At 37.4% G+C, this 17,462-nt stretch carries 14 protein-coding genes and 2 pseudogenes; 6 read left to right on the forward strand and 10 right to left on the reverse strand.

Features of this window, described 5'->3' with window-relative positions; translation table 11 throughout:
• Positions 1-430 precede the first annotated feature (430 nt).
• From NSR00_RS17985 to NSR00_RS01450, 10 genes and pseudogenes are all read right to left on the reverse strand, one after another.
• Positions 431-628: pseudogene (locus NSR00_RS17985) on the reverse strand (IS1634 family transposase); the annotation flags it as partial.
• Positions 629-1,259: 631 nt separating this feature from the next.
• Positions 1,260-1,751 (reverse strand): DUF7878 domain-containing protein, encoded by a 492-nt coding sequence (locus NSR00_RS01410; RefSeq protein ID WP_066246766.1) that lies wholly within the window; start codon positions 1,749-1,751, stop codon positions 1,260-1,262.
• Positions 1,727-2,020, reverse strand: a complete 294-nt coding sequence (locus NSR00_RS01415; RefSeq protein WP_311067101.1) for a hypothetical protein — start codon at positions 2,018-2,020, stop codon at positions 1,727-1,729. The genes NSR00_RS01410 and NSR00_RS01415 overlap by 25 nt, the downstream gene beginning before the upstream one ends.
• Before the next feature lie 49 nt (positions 2,021-2,069).
• Positions 2,070-2,650 (reverse strand): annotated as a pseudogene (locus tag NSR00_RS01420) (IS256 family transposase); the annotation flags it as partial.
• Entirely contained in the window at positions 2,628-2,870 is a 243-nt protein-coding gene (locus NSR00_RS01425) for a hypothetical protein (RefSeq protein WP_340786504.1), read from the reverse strand. The gene NSR00_RS01425 and the pseudogene NSR00_RS01420, both read right to left, overlap by 23 nt.
• The gene (locus NSR00_RS01430; protein WP_340733418.1) at positions 2,860-3,468 is read right to left on the reverse strand and encodes an ABC transporter ATP-binding protein; all 609 of its coding nucleotides are present in this window, start codon (positions 3,466-3,468) and stop codon (positions 2,860-2,862) included. The genes NSR00_RS01425 and NSR00_RS01430 overlap by 11 nt, the downstream gene beginning before the upstream one ends.
• Before the next feature lie 314 nt (positions 3,469-3,782).
• Positions 3,783-5,144, reverse strand: a complete 1,362-nt coding sequence (locus tag NSR00_RS01435; RefSeq protein WP_094245175.1) for an IS4 family transposase — start codon at positions 5,142-5,144, stop codon at positions 3,783-3,785.
• A gap of 131 nt (positions 5,145-5,275) precedes the next feature.
• The gene (locus tag NSR00_RS01440) at positions 5,276-6,985 is read right to left on the reverse strand and encodes a hypothetical protein (protein ID WP_340786508.1); all 1,710 of its coding nucleotides are present in this window, start codon (positions 6,983-6,985) and stop codon (positions 5,276-5,278) included.
• Positions 6,986-7,618: 633 nt separating this feature from the next.
• Entirely contained in the window at positions 7,619-8,917 is a 1,299-nt protein-coding gene (locus NSR00_RS01445) for a globin-coupled sensor protein (RefSeq protein WP_340786511.1), read from the reverse strand.
• Between the two features lie 328 nt (positions 8,918-9,245).
• Positions 9,246-9,482 (reverse strand): hypothetical protein, encoded by a 237-nt coding sequence (locus NSR00_RS01450; RefSeq protein ID WP_063389449.1) that lies wholly within the window; start codon positions 9,480-9,482, stop codon positions 9,246-9,248.
• Between the two features lie 1,070 nt (positions 9,483-10,552).
• Here NSR00_RS01450 and NSR00_RS01455 point away from each other — a divergent pair.
• The 6 genes from NSR00_RS01455 to glnT all read left to right on the forward strand — a co-directional run bounded on the left by NSR00_RS01455 (position 10,553) and on the right by glnT (position 17,427).
• A complete protein-coding gene (locus NSR00_RS01455) occupies positions 10,553-11,251 on the forward strand; it encodes a helix-turn-helix domain-containing protein (protein ID WP_340786513.1) in 699 nt (232 codons plus the stop codon).
• Positions 11,252-12,189: 938 nt separating this feature from the next.
• A complete protein-coding gene (locus NSR00_RS01460; protein WP_340786516.1) occupies positions 12,190-12,942 on the forward strand; it encodes an IclR family transcriptional regulator in 753 nt (250 codons plus the stop codon).
• 171 nt (positions 12,943-13,113) lie between these two features.
• The gene (locus NSR00_RS01465) at positions 13,114-14,010 is read left to right on the forward strand and encodes a hypothetical protein (protein WP_340786519.1); all 897 of its coding nucleotides are present in this window, start codon (positions 13,114-13,116) and stop codon (positions 14,008-14,010) included.
• Positions 13,998-14,705, forward strand: coding sequence for a GltB/FmdC/FwdC-like GXGXG domain-containing protein (locus NSR00_RS01470; protein WP_340786520.1), 708 nt, complete (start codon positions 13,998-14,000; stop codon positions 14,703-14,705). The genes NSR00_RS01465 and NSR00_RS01470 overlap by 13 nt, the downstream gene beginning before the upstream one ends.
• Positions 14,687-16,045 (forward strand): FMN-binding glutamate synthase family protein, encoded by a 1,359-nt coding sequence (locus tag NSR00_RS01475; RefSeq protein WP_063389442.1) that lies wholly within the window; start codon positions 14,687-14,689, stop codon positions 16,043-16,045. The genes NSR00_RS01470 and NSR00_RS01475 overlap by 19 nt, the downstream gene beginning before the upstream one ends.
• Before the next feature lie 23 nt (positions 16,046-16,068).
• A complete protein-coding gene (glnT, locus tag NSR00_RS01480) occupies positions 16,069-17,427 on the forward strand; it encodes a type III glutamate--ammonia ligase (protein WP_340786522.1) in 1,359 nt (452 codons plus the stop codon).
• The last annotated feature ends 35 nt before the right edge of the window (positions 17,428-17,462 follow it).

Consider the following 17,462-nt stretch of genomic DNA (forward strand, 5'->3'; position numbering starts at 1 on the left):
TAGGGTGAAAGTCCCGAGCTGCGAAGGCAGAAGTAGCAGTTAGCTTAACGCAAGGGTGTCCGTGGTGACGCGGAATCTGAAGGAAGCTGGAGGCAAAACACCGGTCCGAGGAACACGAACCTCATATAAGGCTAGGTATAATTGAGTGAGTTTGCATAACCCCGAGTTCGACAGTCACTAGGCAAACAAAATGCCTCTCGCCCCTTGATACAAAAGGGATCGGAGGCATTTGGGCACACTTCGGGCGTGTATCTAGGCGCGAGGGTGGATGCCTAGAATCTTTGGAGGAGGTTCCAGCCCTAGAGCCGCAAGGAATAGCGCTTGTTTGGCCGTCAGTTCTGTTCGTTGATAAAGGTCGCCGTTTTTTGAAGAAAAATGTCCAAGCATGAGACGCTCGCATTCATCTCTTACTTTCGGCCACGATTCATGAGTCAGGGGAAAGGAATCGCGAAATGCTTTTGGCCAGACGCTCCAAGACGGCGCGATCCACTTCATCTTCGCGACCGAACGAATCCATCACCTTCGCTTTCGCCTATTTGGCCTTTGGATCCCATTCATTATGAGCAAGCTGGGGATCCGCCACAGTCGTTCCGTCTTTGTTTTTGCGTGTCACTCGTCGTATGTACATGCCTATATTATAAGCGATATTAGGCTTTTTTTAAAGGATAAATTATGAATTCGTGTGCCTATGAAATTCAGTGTTTTTTTCTAGGATCCGCATCGCGAAATCTTTGATATAACAGCATTTTGGCCATTTTCATTTGCCTAAAATGGCCTCAAAACTGTCGAACTCGGGATAACAAAACAAAGCTCTTTCTGTCGAAGGTCATATCGAGTAAATGAGGCGGATAGATGGTGTGAAAGTGCATGTACTTACCCGGGGAGGTCTGGCGGATATGTGAAGTACTCTTCATAACCTACTTAGTGATAAGTAGCTGAACCGTCAGAAGTCAGCAGAGGTCATAGTATTAGTTGGTCTAGAACAACTAAGAAGGACCGAACAATTAAGAGAGAATAGCCCTTGGCATTCAGTGAGTCATGATGAACACAGAAAACGTAGTACCTCACTTGAGGGAGGAAGCGGTGAATCCCGTGGGAGACCTCTTGGAGGGTGGAGTGACCACTGGCATAAAGAGAACAGCTATTCACGGAAGTTATAAAGACTTGCGTCAATTATCTTAATTGAACCGCCGTATACGGAACCGTACGTACGGTGGTGTGAGAGGACGGGAGTTAATCGCTCCCTCCTACTCGATTTGCTAATAATCATCCGAATAAGGACCTTTCATCAAAGGGATATGTTTTATGAATTTTTTCAATTCGATTCCAAAGTAATTTTCTATATCTCGTTTTAGATTTTGCTCTAATTGAATAAATTCCCTTACGATATAGTCTAAATCAAAAACATTGTACAAATCTTGCTCTGCCCAAATAGATTTCACTCTTGCTTTATTTGAAAATGGAATTAAAGACAGAATAGCACCATCTTCATAATCGTCATATTCAATCGTATAATAATGGAATTCTGGAATATGTTCATCTGTGACTCTGTTTTTCCATTCGTATAATGCTTTATAGAATTCTAAAATAGCAAGTTCTGTTTCAAAGTATAACTCATTATTGATTTTTATTGTAAGTGTAGCTTCTACCGCTAATATGGTAGGAACATCACGTTTATCTTTATTTGAAATAATTCCATTATCAACTACAAAATTGTATTCAAAAGTTATTTTACTGGAAATGCTGTCCATATCTTACCATCATATCCTATCACTATTCTTATTTTTGTTTCACCTTTAGTTCCAATCTTTTTCCCTAAGTTGACTTCGAATCTAAATGATAACTTTTCACTATCATTTATTTTAAAATCAGAAACTTTGGCTTTTTGTAATGCTTCTTTAATCCATCCTCTAGCGGTGGATTGGCTATCTGTGTTAAATTTTTGATAACCTCTTTTATCACTCTTTAAGTGTTTACTCTTCACTGTTAATTTAGCAACATTTTTAATTGCGTTACTCAATGCGTATTTTCCGAAAGCACTAATTAATGCTTTCTTTCCATATTTCTTAATACTGTTGAAACATCTGTAACGCAATTTCCTTATTCGGTGCGCGATAAATCAGTTTGAGATCCTCTGCCACTTCAAATTGATCTTTTTCCGAACACGATTTAAGGTATTACGGACTTTGTGAACGACACAGCACTGTACATCGGCTTTCGGATAAACAGCTTTAAAGGCCTCCTCCAGGCCCGGAAGGCCATCGAATACGCCCAGAAGCACTTCTTGTACCCCTCTTTTGTAGAGCTGTTGAAGAATCTCTTGCCATCCGTAGGCACTTTCTTGTCCACCTACGAAGAAATCGAGAATTTCACGATACCCTTCTTCGTTTACACCTAACACCACATAAATAACCTCTTTCTCCACGGTATCGCGACGAAGTTTCACGTACAAGCCATCCAAATATAAGACCGAATATCGCTTGGGTAGGGGACGTGTATGCCATTTTACAATGTCTTCCTTTACCACATCCGTGATATGACTAATCGTTGTTGGGGAGTAGGCATTTCCTAGAATTCGTTCAATAAACTTGCTAATTTCACGCGTACTCATGCCACTTTGATACATGTTAATGATCGCTTCCTCGAGCCAGCACTGATAAATTGGTATATGTCTGGAAAAGGGGGGCTTCATATACTGTAAGAACCATATCTGATTCGTTTTTCGCATAATCACCTAATGGGTTTTGTTCGAATCCTTTCGCATATGTTTTCATCAATTGGCCATTGGCATAAGTGTGGATGCCAAAATATAAAGCAAATATGCCAACAATTCCAATCATTATTTTAAAAATAACTTTTTTATAATTCAATGATAACATCTCCCATCTTTTTTAATTCCTCATCGTGTGTAACCAATATAATGGTCTTTCCTAATCTATTAAGTTCTTTTACATGTTCCATCACTAGATTGGCGTTATATTTATCCAAGCTTCCTGTCGGTTCATCTGCCAATATAATACTGCATTTTTTCATAAACAGACGCGCAATGGCTACTCTTTGCTGTTCTCCACCGGACAAAGTATATATTTTTCTTTTTTCGTAACCATTCAATCCAACTTTTTCTAATGCTGCTGAAACAGTGGTATTGTTTCTATATTTCTTGTCGATCATCAGAATGTTTTCTTCAACAGTCTTATTTTCTACTAATGCAAAGTTTTGAAAAAGAAATCCGAGCTTCTCTCTATATGCCTTAAGAATATCATCGTTTTTCGAAAGATCTAAGCCGTCGATAAATACTTTCCCTGCATCTACCTTTTCAATCCCTCCTATTATATTTAAAAGTGTCGTTTTTCCGCTGCCGCTCTTTCCACTGAATACGACAAATTCACCTTGCTTGATAGAACAAGAGAAATCCTCGAATAGAACACGATTCCCGAATTTTTTCGTTATATTTTTGATTTCCAGCATTTTATATACCCCCTTTTAATACGCGGGATATGCTTATCTGTTCAAATTTATTTATAAACAGTGAAAGAATGACAATAGTATTTATCAGCACAATTGTACTCGCGAAAAAAATATAAAGGAAAGAGAAATGATAGAACATAATTTTTCCCGCTAAGGCAATTCCCACACCTAAAATGAAGGCACCAATTAACAATCTGAATACACCTTTATACCTTTGAACAAAAGTTTTTCCGAATACTTTATGAAGTGCTATTTCAATGGCTCTAGAATTAAAATCCATTTTTAAAATGGTAGATAAAGAAATATTAAATAACTCAACTTTCGCACACAGAAATATTTAAGCATTGCTTGATATAATTAGGTATAGTGGCCAACCATTTATTCATTTGATTTTTAAAGATGTCCATGTTCAAAGAAACCTCGGCTTCCGCCAAAGTTTGGAAAAGGTCAATAAGTGATTGAAGGGCAGTAATAAAATCTATGTCTTTTACATCTTCGCAAAGGATGTAAAAAAGGTTGCCAATCGTCTTAGGATCCTCCTCTTTTCGCATTTGCCAAGCAATGAGAATATATCGTGTAAAAACAATGGTTGTATGGCTAATTAACATGTCGTAGGAACGTCCCTGGAATTCTTTCTCTAAATTTAAAAGGGATTTATTGCATTTGAAGAAGACTTCAATGTCCCAACGCATGCCGTAAATACGAATGATCTCTTCATTTTCTAATGTTGTATCTGTGCTGAGAATGGCAAGCCATTCGCTCCGTTTATTACGGTTTCGTACAAATAGAATTTTTACTGGAATTCCATTGTCTAAAGTAGCATAAACGGATCCGAGAATGTCTTTTTTACCCATGTGAGGTTTTGCCAATTTGTAAAGTTGATTCAGTGTGAAACGTTCACCATTGTAAACGTATCGCTGCTTTAATTGCTTCACCATGCCAATGACAAATAACCCTTTGTTCGTAATCTTCTCAATTAAAGGCGCTTGTGTAAACCAGGAATCCATGAGAACATAGTCAGCTACAATCCCTTTTTCAAGCGCGTGATCAAGTAAAGCTGAAGCCACGTCCGGTTTTGATTTCAGAGCTTCCTGGCGACGCTTATAGCCAGATGTTCGTTTATCAATATTGGTATTGATTTCTTGCAGGCGATTTTCCTTTTTCGGTGAACTTAGAAGAGCAAAATCAACGGGAATAAAAGTAAAACTATCGGTCCAGCCAAGGGTAAGCATTTGAAACCCTTTCAAGTACTGATGGGTAGAGTGATCAAAAACCTTAGCCAACAGTTCAACCGACTTACTACGGTTTCTTGAAAAGACAGAATCATCAATCACAAAAGCTGTGACACGATCTTTTGAAGTTAATGGTTGAAGCAGACGGATCATTTCACTGCTTAATGAAAGCAGAAACTTTCTCCAATGATAGGTTGGTGTATTTAAAAAGCGATAGACTGTATCCTTTCCGGGCAGATCCTGAGATCGTTTACTCATAAAAGCACGAAACCAGTTCTTATATTGGAAGACTAAAAGAAAAATCAGTTTGAAAACAGTAAGACAAGAATACCCGGAAAGTTTCGTAATATTCGCTTTTCTTAAATGATATCCAATATTTAATTCGGAAAATCCTTGTTTAATTTCTTTTGGTAATTGCGCAAAGTAGTCTTTATTCGTTATCATAGTGGTGACACCTTTCTTTTGGATTTGGTTTCGTCACCAATATTTTACCAAAAGAATAGGTGTCTTTCTTTATGTTTTAAAAAATGTCAAATGATAATTTTGTACTTCCCAAAACCATTTACATCAAGCATTTAAACAAGATTTTGGACTGCGAAAGTTGAGTTAAATAAGATTAACAACATAATGCTTAAAATGATATTGATTAATAAAACTAATATTTTTTCAGCACGTTTTTCTAAATATAAATCTTTTATGTTATTTTTATAGAAAATTTCATCTTCATAGCCAATTTTTTTAATAAAAGCTTCAAAATTATTGTCATTGTTAAATTTAACTAATGAATTAAAGACATAGAAACCCATTTCATTACTAGGTAATTTACTATGGGTATCAAAAATAATGATAGGATTTTTCTTATAATTATCAGCTAAATTTGCCATATTAATATCATGTATTAATAATGTGTAAGGATTTTTAATAGTTATTGTTTCAAAAATCCCGTCATCATTTTGTAACAAGTTGGTAATTTCATTAGGTGTTGATGGATCAAATATACCTTTTTCTTTTAATTCCGCATCTGTATATCTAGAAATGAGATAATATCTGTCCTCTTTCAGTTTATTTAAATCAATTCCTAAATCTTTAATTTCCTTTTTCGCATATTTATTCAAATACACTATAGACTCATTTACATTCACCATACTTGACGAAATACCGCCATTGTTTGAAAAATCAAATGATAAATGAATTCGGTATTTATCGAGATAATCATTATAAAATTTAACTGCATATTCTCTATCTGTTTCAAAGTTCGTAGTTTCGGTATAGTTTTTTAATAAAAAGAGGACATTATCGTAATCATAATATTCTTCCCAATGATCCCTCTGGTTAATCGTTAATATAGCATCGTAAATCGTCTTCAGATTGAAGGTTAAAGTTAAGATTAAGGTTACAGTTATGATAAACAATATAAAAAAGGCTAATATTTTATATCCTAATGTGTAATAGCTTCTTACAAATGTTTTCTTAATATCCAAATTGCGAAGCATAAGATAGAGAATATTTGTAGAAAGTACGATAACAAACAACATGAGAACTGATATTAATAGAAACTTAGATGATTCAGTTATAAAAATCGCTAGTAACATACCAATAAAAGCACTGCTAATAATAGTTACTGAATTTGTAATCATCAAGGGAACAATTATACTTTTCTTATCAGACCCATTAAAATATTTAATTAAAACTTCCTTTTTTAGGCTATTCACCTCAAACATGGTATATAAGAATATAATGAAAAACACGAAGGTCCAAGCCGAAATAATCATAAATATTGCATCATTTTGATAGCGGTTTTCTTCGGGTTTGCTCATTCCGTATTTATCAATTGTTTCAGAACGCAATTTTTCCACGCTTTTTTTAGTGCCAAAAACATAAAAGTACTCTTCTTTTTTTATCTCAGTAATATCGCTAAAGGGTTTAAATATAATTTCTCTCTTGCCGCTAATTAACGATTTAAATATAGAATGATCATTCTTTACTAATATTCTTTTTTTAAAATAATTTTTATGTTCCTCTGTAGAATAGATCGTATAGGTAGCAGAATTACTAGAATTAACGGTTGATGATACGACATATATTTTTAAATTTAGTTCTTTGCTCAGTCGGTCTAAATCTTGTATGTACTCTCGATTTAACTTCTCACTTTTCACATCTGTTGTATACTTAAAATCACTTTCAAATACTTTTCCATCTAAATAATAAATATATGCGTCCCCTATAATTGTGAAGGCTATAAAAAATAACAGGGAGAAAAACGCAAGCTTCTTTTTATTGACCATACATCATAAATCCTCCATTAAATAAAATGGTATATTTGTCAGCTTGTTCTAATTGGAGCTGTTCTAATATTCTTTCATATTGCTTAGTAGCTGCTATCATTTTGATTATAAGGGAATTAGTGTAAAAAATTCCATATTTAAACGTTGATTTTTATATATTTTTGTGGAAATATTGAAAAAAATTTTAAAACCTTGTTATCAAGAGTTTGAGAGTTTTTAAACTGTGTTTTTCGCAACAGATCTACAAAAATTCGCACATCAACTATTAAATCCAACGTTGGCGAACGAAGCGCACCTTCATTAAGTATTGGTGATTCGATATGGATTGATCCGCACGCTTTAAAGTACTTCATCTGTTAAAATGTGTGAATGACCGCATCCGAATAGTTGAATGCTTCCGACCTTTTAAATCGCTTCATTAACTGCATAAGCAGACTTATTTTGCAAATAAAAAAGAACCGAGACACGTACCAACAGAACATCTCCCGGTTCTTGTATAGTATGCATTTTTTTCCAGCTTCTCATGCTTCGATGCAACAGGTGAGAACTCTTTTACAAAGGGGGAGACACAGTATAATTACAGCATCTCTTAAGTAGTCGATTGGGCAATTTTCCAACTCTCTCTTCGAAAGATTAGTTCATTTCTTTTGTAATCATCGTCAATTGATCTGCAGAGAGGGACACTTCTTCAAACGCTTTTCCTAATTCATTTACCACATTTACAAACGATATCAATTCCATCTCGATTTTATTGTTTTGCTCCATTGTTTTAGCCATTGTGTCCAAAATTTGCTCAAAGTGTTTCTCTGTTTCTTGCATGTTTTGATGGCCGTTATTCACTTCTGTTTTTATTTTTTCAAGCGACTTTGTAAGATCCTCTACTTGTTTTTGGGTATTTTGAATGAGAGAAGATACTTTTGAAACTGAATTCTTAGTTTGTTCGGCCAATTTACGGACTTCTTCAGCTACAACAGCAAAACCGCGGCCAGATTCACCTGCTCTTGCAGCTTCTATGGCAGCATTAAGCGATAATAAATTGGTTTTGTCAGCAATTCCAGTAACAATGCCGACGATTTCTTGCATTTTATTTGATATTTCCAATAATAAATGGACATCATTTGATATATTATCAACGGCACTATAAATGTTCGACATGTTTAATGTCTGTTGATGCATATGTTCTTTTCCTTTTTCGGCACGTTCTTGTGCGGATAGAGATAGACTAGTTCCGTTTTTTGCAAGGGAAACGATTTCGTTTGATTGCGCGATTAATTGCTGGAAAGAAGCATTTGTCTGCTCCGAGATTGCAGCCAGATTTTGAGATGCTTTTGCAACATTTTTACGAACTGACCTTTTTTGTTCCTCTATTGCAATTGCTTCCTTTAATCTTATTGATTCAGTATCATACGCCTCTAATACCAATTGTTGTTCTAAGTTTATAATTTTAGAGACCGCTCTTATGGCAAGAAAGCAATCTTCCTTATTGATGATGTTTTGTTGGATAATATCCATAAGTGCTAAAAATAGATCCTGAAATGCACACATATACCATTTCGTTTGAAGACCTATCCTTACATGCATATGGGCAATTTTAATTCTTTTGTCGGTGAAAGCTGCATCTATTCTTCCGTTAAACATTTCAACAATATGTTGTCTAAGCGTCTTTTTTAATTTTTCTATCGAACTGTTATCATTAATAATTTTTAAAAGCGATGGTTCTTTTTCCAAGTTCTTATAAAATCTATCAGCAATTAAATCAATTTTTTCTATTACGAATGGCTGTATAGCATTAATAATCTGTAAATCTTTTTCTGTTAGGTCGATCATTAAGATTTGCCTTTCAATTTCACTGCCTTTCGTGATACTTATATTGCCTTTCCCTTGATCAAAATTAAAATACGAATTTTCTTGCTTTGTTCTTTTGAAAATCACCTATATTTCACCCCGTTACAACATGTAGGCATGTGCCAATACGAATAAATCCCGAAAAATACAACAATACATAACATTTTTGAAAATATTTTACATCATCCGTTCCAAAAATGTTGGGATGATTTTGGATAACCAACCCTATTATCTAACTAGCTGTATAAGGCAATTAAATATCATTTAGCTTCTTTATGTACCTATTCACGCTGCGAGTACGGATGGCAGTGAAACGATATTGAGCGGCTAGAGCAGAAATAATAGTTTCCACCATTTTAACCATCGTACCAAATGAGTTTTTTCTTCTGCTTAATTTGTTATAAATTATTCAGTTTCAACCGACATGCTGCACTTGTTCGGCATGGGGTTGACCCTCCTCTTCGATTTCCAACTCTCTTAAAATTTTATCGCGATATTTTCGGTTTTGACGTGTTCCTGAAATAATTTCAGAAAGGCGGCTTAACGGGATTTTATGCTGCTCGCAAAACTCCTTATGGGTCATTTCAAGTTCTGCCAAGCGCCGCTTGATTTTCCACCCTAACGGAGTGATGCGTTGTTTGCGAACCGCCATTAAAATCACTCCTTTCTATGATCATTCTGTTTCCCTATGCCGAATTTTGGTAGAATGAAAGGGAGTCATAACTATATTGAGGATTAGAATTCGTTATGAGATGTTGATTCAAAAATCTATTGCTGATTAACTATGTCCTGGTGCTATCTCCGAAAGATTTTCATGTATAACGAGGACGGAGAAACGCAGCAGGAGCTTTTATCATCCTTAAAGCTTCACATCGACCAGATTGTTCAGGAGATTAAGCCTGCTCATCATGTTGTAAAACCAAACTGTGGACAAATAAAAGAACCAAGTTCCTCAATTCATGCCAGTACTAGCTCTATTTAGAGACTATCTATATTTCGGAGAATTTAATGCAGATGGTATTAAAAAACAGTGAAGCATTTCCATTTGTATATCTTCAACTGATTGATGTAGTTTGGAACAAGTTGTTTTCTCGATGCTTCAAATTGGCAATTTTTAAAGGACAGATGATTCAACAGTTTATGTATGAATTTGAAAGCTCAAAGAACTATTTTAGATAGCAAAACTCTGCTTGATGCTTCGAATGGGTATAGCCTTTGATTGAGCTCGTCTATTTCTTTCATTGTTAAGATCAATAATCAGAAGGCTTTCCGGGCATATAGAACATTTGATATGCTGCATTTTTCAGTCAGCACGCTGTACCTGTTTCATCCAAAGCATCTGCACCGGAACAACAGCTTGCTTATTCCAATCATTGGATCGCGATGCTATTGTTGTACAATGATTCAACTGCTAGTTCAGTTTCAAGGCTGCAAAAGCGGTTGTGATGATTAATATAGAGCGCGCTGATTATTCAAACGGATATATAGTCCATCGGTAACCTTCATGAAATGACCTATGACGGTTCTTTTGGACCAATGGACTAGGAAACTTACGCAGATTGTCGAACTTTTACATCTATTTACACTTTATTTTTGTTTGACAAGGTAATCGGTTACCACTTTTGATTACATTATATATTCCTATAAGACGAAAATCAACAAAATTTTCCTTTAGGACTAAAAATGTTTCTTTTAGGAAGATTATAGAGAGGTTGACAGAAAATGAGCGATTTCAAAAAGGAATTGGGCAGTCGGGTAAGACGAATTCGTAAAGAAAAAGGTTTGACACTTGAGGAAATGGCAAAAGCTACTGGTATTACGAATAGCGCACTAAGCAAAATTGAAAGAGGAGCAGTTTCAGTTTCTGCTGAGAATCTATCATTAATAAGCAGAGTTTTAGGAGTGAGTAATGATTACTTGCTATACGGCGAGGCTTATTTGACTAGTGTTCCGATTTCTGAAACTAATGATAAATTTACGTCAGATTCTTGTTTACAAGAAATGACTGACCGTGCTTCAGCTGAAGACGATAAAATTAAAAAATCTCCATTGTTTAAAAGATTTCAGGATTTAACCATAAAATGCTTGAAAGGCGAAAACAGTTCGGTCAGCTTAGATCCTGAAGCACTAATGAATCTATTTAAAGCCTCAGCTGCTCTTTTTGCCGATCCATCTATAAAAGTTAGTGAAAACGAAATGATCGATCAACAAAATGACAAAAACGAACTTTCTCCAGAAGAGCAGGAACTAATCGAAATCCTCCGTCAATTGGATGACGGCGACAAATTTGAAATTATGACTATTGCCAGAATGAAAAGAGACATCACTAAAAGGTATGGCAAACGAAAAAAGGGGATGTCATCTACATCGATTTCCGAGGGGGCTGCCGCATCTAAAAAACGTTATGATAAGTTTGCTTAATTTTATATTCCAAAATGGTAAGTATGTTACCATTTTTAAAAATTGAGCAGGTCTCGTATTTTCCCCTAACAGGTAGACAGTTAAATGTAATGATTTTATGCTCCTAACCGTCTACATGGGAGGGGATTTTTTTAAAGCAAAGAAAGGATAAACGTTTCAATTTTTATCAAAGCATTTATTTTATAATGAAGGTTTGGATTTATTTAGGCATTTTGTAACTGAAAGACAATATTATACAAAACCGACAATTTAAATATGTAAGTGAATTTCGAAACGGATTGACCTTATCCTAAGCGGAATTTGTTGTCAATACGAACTTTTCACGAAAGTGTAATCGAGTACACTAAAACCATTCAACTAAAGAAGAACTATTAAGGGCATCCTGGCTGGTGTACTATTCGTTTTGGCTGGTATTTTCATTACGACACGAGAGAGACATGGGGCTGTCCAGAAAATCAAATCCCATTAAAAACAAAAATCATAAACATCGATATATCAACGTTTCTAAAACATTAAAGGGGGCGTCAATAAGCCGTAAAAACGACTTATTAGACACCCCCATTTTATGAGACCTTCAGGATACAAGGTCAACCAGCTGCAATTTGCGCTTTTTCAACAAGTGCATCCAAATGACGGATTATTTTGTCGTATATTGCTTGGATAAAAAATTCGCAAATTGTTACATGATCCGATATACATCCCCAGTTCGCCTCTAGAGAACCACAGAAAATGGAGAAGAGAAAAATTAACTCAACTTGCTCGTTTATTAAATTCCTCCCTCAACCTCTTCCGGTAAAAAATCTCATTATATGGGAAAAAATATAAAAAGTATGTTGGCCGATCTGACAAAACAACGTTGTATCATTTTTTATTTCGTTAATATAAAAGCAAACATTCCATTCTCATTATGTAAATTTTTTTACATAGGAGGGGTTTAGATGTCAGAGGTGATTCGGAAAACGATTTTATTATTGCAAACTATTCAGCCGAACGAAAATAAAGAAGAGTGGAGTACTACGGAAATCAGTAAAAAGCTCGGTATTCCCGTTCAAACGGTGCACCGATTGCTGACTTGTTTAGAAGAGTATGGATTTGTGTATAAAAACAAACAAACGAGAAAATTCCGTCTAGGCCTTACATTGCTTCAATTAGGTCTTTCCATACGAGACAATCTATCGGTTCGTAATGCTGCAGTACCAATTATGGAAAAGCTGGCCCAAAAAACAAAGGAAAGTGTGTACTTGACCGTACCGGAAGGATGTGAAGGCGTGTTTATTGATTGTGTTGATTCGCCGCATTGGCTTAGAATTGTCGAACCGATTGGAATGCGTCTTCCTTTATGCGTAGGTGCTTCGAAAAAAGTGATTTTAGCATACTTGGAAGAGAAAACAAGAAGCCAAGTGATTAAAGATCTTGTAAAAAATGGAAGGATAAAAGACGTGGATCATCTTAACCGACATTTAATGTTAATTCGAAAGCATGGATATTGTATTTCTTTCGGGGAAACAACAGAAGGAACCGCCAGTGTGGCAGCTCCTATTTTCTCTTGGGAAAATAAAGTGATCGCCTCTTTAAGTGTTGCCGGGCCGGAAACGCGTTTTACGAAAGATGAGTTAGCCGGTTTAATATCTACCACAATCAGAGCCGCAAATGAAATTTCCGAAGAACTAGGCTGGGTACCAAACAGATGACCAAAGGATGAAAAAGTCCATCCTATGGAAGAAAAGGTAACATGGTTTTTGTAATTTTCTCAATATTCGATAAAATAAGCTTTTTTTTGGGAAAAAATTATGGAATATTGTATATAACCACAACCTCTCACAAAAAGTTCCAAAAAATTTTCAACGACTGGAGGGAAAAAGATGTGCGGGATCGGTGGTGTCATCTTTAAAAATCCAAATCACAAAAGGAAAACAGGCGAAGTCATATTGGCAATGCTGGACAGTTTGTTTCGAAGAGGTCCTGATTCAACAGGAGTTGCCATTCTCCATCCAAAGGAAGAGAACGTCTTATATGTTGATGTGAATTATGAAACAAGGGGCAACGGGGAGAAAATCATTTCCTTCTTAAAAGATAAAGCAGATGTGCTGTATTCATCTGATCATGGCAACTATGTTAGAGCAAAAATTTTCTATTCAGGGGATATACAACATATTGTTCATGAAATCAGTCAGCTGGACGAAGACATTTCAGTCGCAAACATCGGAGAATCGATTGAAGTGTTGAAATCTTTAGGGGGAGCTCATCTTTTAGATGCGCAATTTAAACTTTCCGTATATGACGGGCAAGTTGCGGTAGGCCATACAAGAATGGCGACAGAGAGTAAAGTCGATATTTCCCACTCGCAGCCGCTCTGCTGTCATTCTTATAAAGATTTAACCATTATCCACAATGGCCATGTGACAAACTACATTAAATTGAGAGCATACTACGAAAAGAAAGGCTATCAATTTATAACAGGAAACGATTCGGAAGTGATTGCCGTTTATTTAGTAGATGAAATGAAGAAAGGAGCCAGCTTAAAAGAAGCCATGACGTCATCTGTTCATGATTTAGACGGCTCTTTTAGCTATATTGCTGTTACGCCGACAGCAGTCGGTTTAGCAAAAGAACCTTTTAGTATGAAGCCGATTGTGCTTGCGGAAACTGATGATTTCATCGCTTTTGCTTCTGAAAGCTTAGCAATTACAAATGGTTTTGGAAAAAACTTGCCGGTAAGAGAACCAGGGGCAGAGGAGGTATTGGTATGGAATCTGTGAAAGAAAGTATAGTAATTGATTGCAAGAGTGAAACGGTGACTTCAATCAACCAAATGATTCGGGATTTTGCAAAAAATGGAATAAAGGAGGTTGTCATTGAAAACCCTCTCGCGCGCCATAACCTCGGGGTGTGTATTACCGATCCGATTCACCTCATTTATAACGGAGATGTCGGCTACTATGCAGTGAGTTTATGTGATAAGGTGACAGCGACCATAAACGGGAATTGCGGCTGGGCAGTTGGTGAAAATTTAATGAGCGGAGAAATTGTCGTAAATGGAAATGCAGCGTCTTCCTGTGCAGCTTCGCTGAGAGGCGGTATCGTAGTTGTCAAAGGAGAGGCAGGTGCCAGGGCGGGAATCAGCATGAAGGGAGGGACTTTAATTATTGGCGGTAATACCGGATATATGACCGGTTTTATGATGCAAAAAGGAAAAATAATTATTTGTGGAGATGCTGGGAAAGCGCTGGGAGATTCCATGTATGATGGAGTGATCTATGTTGGCGGGAAAATTGCGGAGCTGGGGAATGGAACAAAGGTAGAGGAAGTGTCGGAAGAGGAAAAAGATGAGATAAAGAGTTTGCTTGATTTCTATCAAATAGAACCGCCGCCCTCTTTTCAAAAAATTGTTCCTAACGGCTTGCTTCATCATTTTAATAAAAAGGAGTTTCGCGTATGGAAAGAAATCTTATAAGAAAAAGCAAGGTGTGGAGTCCGGAAAAAATTGAAGAAATTCAAGAAAAAGCTCAGATTGGACGATATCGCATCCGCGGCCAAGCTACAAAAAGAATGGACTTACCTTCCTTTGACGATCTCGTCTTTACTCCGGCAGGACTGTCAAGGGTACCGCTGGAAGGGTATCGGGAGCGATGCGATACAAAAGTTGTTATAGGAGAAGGAAAGGTGAAACGTCCCCTCGTACTCGAAACACCGATCATGATTGCAGGGATGAGTTTTGGGGCGATTAATGCTCATTCTAAAAAAGCGCTTGGCATTGCAGCGACTAGATGCGGCATCAGTACATGTACGGGCGATGGGGGCATGCATCCGATAGAACGTGAATATTCGGAGAAATTGGTCTACCAATTGCTTCCGAGCCGCTACGGTTTAAATCCTTATGATTTGAAAAAAGCCGATGCGGTAGAAATTGTCGTGAGCCAAGGTGCCAAACCAGGTACGGGCGGAACGCTTCTTGGACATAAAGTTTCTGAAGAAGTGGCAAAAATGCGGGATCTTCCTGCAGGAGTCGATCAACGAAGCCCGTGCCGGCACCCCGATTGGATGGGGCCAGATGATTTAGGGGTAAAAGTAGAGCAAATTCGGGAAGCGACTGATTATGAAGTGCCGATCTTTATTAAAATTGGGGCCGGACGCGTTTATGATGATGTAAAGCTGGCGGCAAAGGTTGGGGTGGAAGCAGTCGTCATTGATGGAATGGAAGGAGGAACCGCTGCCTCACCGGAAATCCAATTGGATCATACAGGGATTCCGACCATTTCCGCTGTAGTTGAAGCAGCTCAAGCACTTTACGATATCGGTATGAAGCACGAAGTAAAGCTAATTATCGGCGGCGGAATCAGCAATGGCGCTGATGCAGCGAAAGCCATCGCACTAGGTGCGGATGTCGTTTATATGGGTTCAGCAATGTTAATTGCCCTTAATTGCCAGCGGCCAATTTATATAGAAGACTACCATGCCTTAGGGACAGAACCTGGTGCATGCCATCATTGCCATACGGGTAAATGCCCGGTCGGTATTGCGACACAAGATCCTGAGTTAATGGCGAGATTAGATCCTACAGCTGCCGCTGAAAGAGTGGAGAATTATATCAATTCGATCACGATGGAAATGCAAATTTTTGCAAGATCGTGCGGAAAAAGCAGAGTCAGTGATTTAGATCCTACCGATTTGCGCTCGTTAACATTAGTCACCTCCTATATTACAGGAGTTCCTCTAGTAGGATTAGGGGGCAAAAAACCGTATTTTGCAAGCCTTGACCATGGGAGTTCATTTAAAGATCTTTTAAAAGTGTAAAAAATAAGGGATGGTGATGATCATTGATCGGTATAGTGGAAAGCAATAACAAGGTGTTGGAGGAGACGTTAAAATATATCGAAGGTAAAAAGATCAAATTGGCGTTAGCCTCCTTTTCGGATTTGAACGGTTCTTTACGTGCGAAATTAATTCCTTCCTCCCGTTTACAGTCAGTCTGCCAATCAGGGGCTGGATTCGCCGGTTTTGCTGTAGGCGATCTCGGCCACGGACCGCATGATCCCGATATATTGTGCATCCCTGATTTGCGTTCTATGACTATATTACCGTGGAATAAAGAGATTGCTTGGTTTGCCGGAACTTTAACGGAAGATGGAACTCCTTGGCCGTTTTGTACGAGAACGATTTTGTTAAATGTGCTGACGCAAGCAAAAAGCATGGGATATACGATGAAAACGGGAGTGGAACCGGAATTTTTCCTTGTGAAACAGGGAGAAGACGGGAAAATTGCCCCGTTTGATGAACAGGATAAAGAATTGAAACCATGTTACCAACAGCAGGCGCTTATGAGAAATATCGAATTTTTAGGCACTTTGATTGAGTATATGAATGAATTGAAATGGAATGTCACACAAGCAGATCATGAAGATGCCAATGGACAATTTGAAATCAATTTTGATTTTTCAGATGCGGTGACGTCTGCTGATCGGCATACATTTTTTAAATATATGATTAGAACCATGGCAGAGGAACGAGGACTAATCGCCACGTTTATGCCGAAGCCATTTTCCAATCTGACCGGGAATGGCTGCCATATGCACTTAAGCTTATGGGATGAGCGGGAAGAACGAAATGTGTTTGAAGATGTCCGTGATCAAAAAGGTTTTGGGTTATCTGCCGTCGCGTATCATTTTATTGCAGGTATTCTCAATCATGCAAAAGCTCTAACGGCTATTGTCTGTCCAACTGTCAACTCTTACAAGCGGCTAGGAGCGTTAAATTCCTCATCTGGATCTACATGGGCTCCTAATTTTATTTCTTATGGAGGGAATAACCGCACACAGCTTATTCGCATCCCTGATGCTGGAAGGATTGAGTTTCGGGCCATGGACGGTTCCTGTAATCCGTACCTGGCGACTGCTGCGATTTTAGCAGCGGGATTGGACGGCATCGAAAAGCGGATGGATCCAGGAGATCCATTTAACGGAAATTTATACATGTTCCATTCGATAGAAAATGAATTTGACAAATTGCCTTCTACATTGAATGAAGCGATTGAAGCATTAGAAAGCGATGAAGTGTTAGTCAAGGCACTAGGGGAAACATTTATGGAGACCTTTATGAAACGAAAAAAGGCTGAATGGAAAGAATATCATGACTATGTCAGCGAATGGGAAGTTGAAAAATATTTAAAAGGCTACTAAAAACAAATCGTATTGATTTATATGGAGGAATTCGT

Origin of the sequence: Aeribacillus sp. FSL K6-8394 (assembly GCF_038008865.1) — a bacterium.
Taxonomy (GTDB): Bacteria; Bacillota; Bacilli; order Bacillales; family Aeribacillaceae; genus Aeribacillus; species Aeribacillus composti.

Bases quoted from the DNA above. Each gene is read 5' to 3' on its own strand.
- NSR00_RS01410 (WP_066246766.1), bottom strand. From the start codon at position 1,751: ATGGACAGCATTTCCAGTAAAATAACTTTTGAATACAATTTTGTAGTT.
- NSR00_RS01430 (WP_340733418.1), bottom strand. From the start codon at position 3,468: ATGCTGGAAATCAAAAATATAACGAAAAAATTCGGGAATCGTGTTCTA.
- NSR00_RS01435 (WP_094245175.1), bottom strand. From the start codon at position 5,144: ATGATAACGAATAAAGACTACTTTGCGCAATTACCAAAAGAAATTAAA.
- NSR00_RS01440 (WP_340786508.1), bottom strand. From the start codon at position 6,985: ATGGTCAATAAAAAGAAGCTTGCGTTTTTCTCCCTGTTATTTTTTATA.
- NSR00_RS01450 (WP_063389449.1), bottom strand. From the start codon at position 9,482: ATGGCGGTTCGCAAACAACGCATCACTCCGTTAGGGTGGAAAATCAAG.
- NSR00_RS01455 (WP_340786513.1), top strand. From the start codon at position 10,553: ATGAGCGATTTCAAAAAGGAATTGGGCAGTCGGGTAAGACGAATTCGT.
- NSR00_RS01460 (WP_340786516.1), top strand. From the start codon at position 12,190: ATGTCAGAGGTGATTCGGAAAACGATTTTATTATTGCAAACTATTCAG.
- NSR00_RS01465 (WP_340786519.1), top strand. From the start codon at position 13,114: ATGTGCGGGATCGGTGGTGTCATCTTTAAAAATCCAAATCACAAAAGG.
- NSR00_RS01470 (WP_340786520.1), top strand. From the start codon at position 13,998: ATGGAATCTGTGAAAGAAAGTATAGTAATTGATTGCAAGAGTGAAACG.
- NSR00_RS01475 (WP_063389442.1), top strand. From the start codon at position 14,687: ATGGAAAGAAATCTTATAAGAAAAAGCAAGGTGTGGAGTCCGGAAAAA.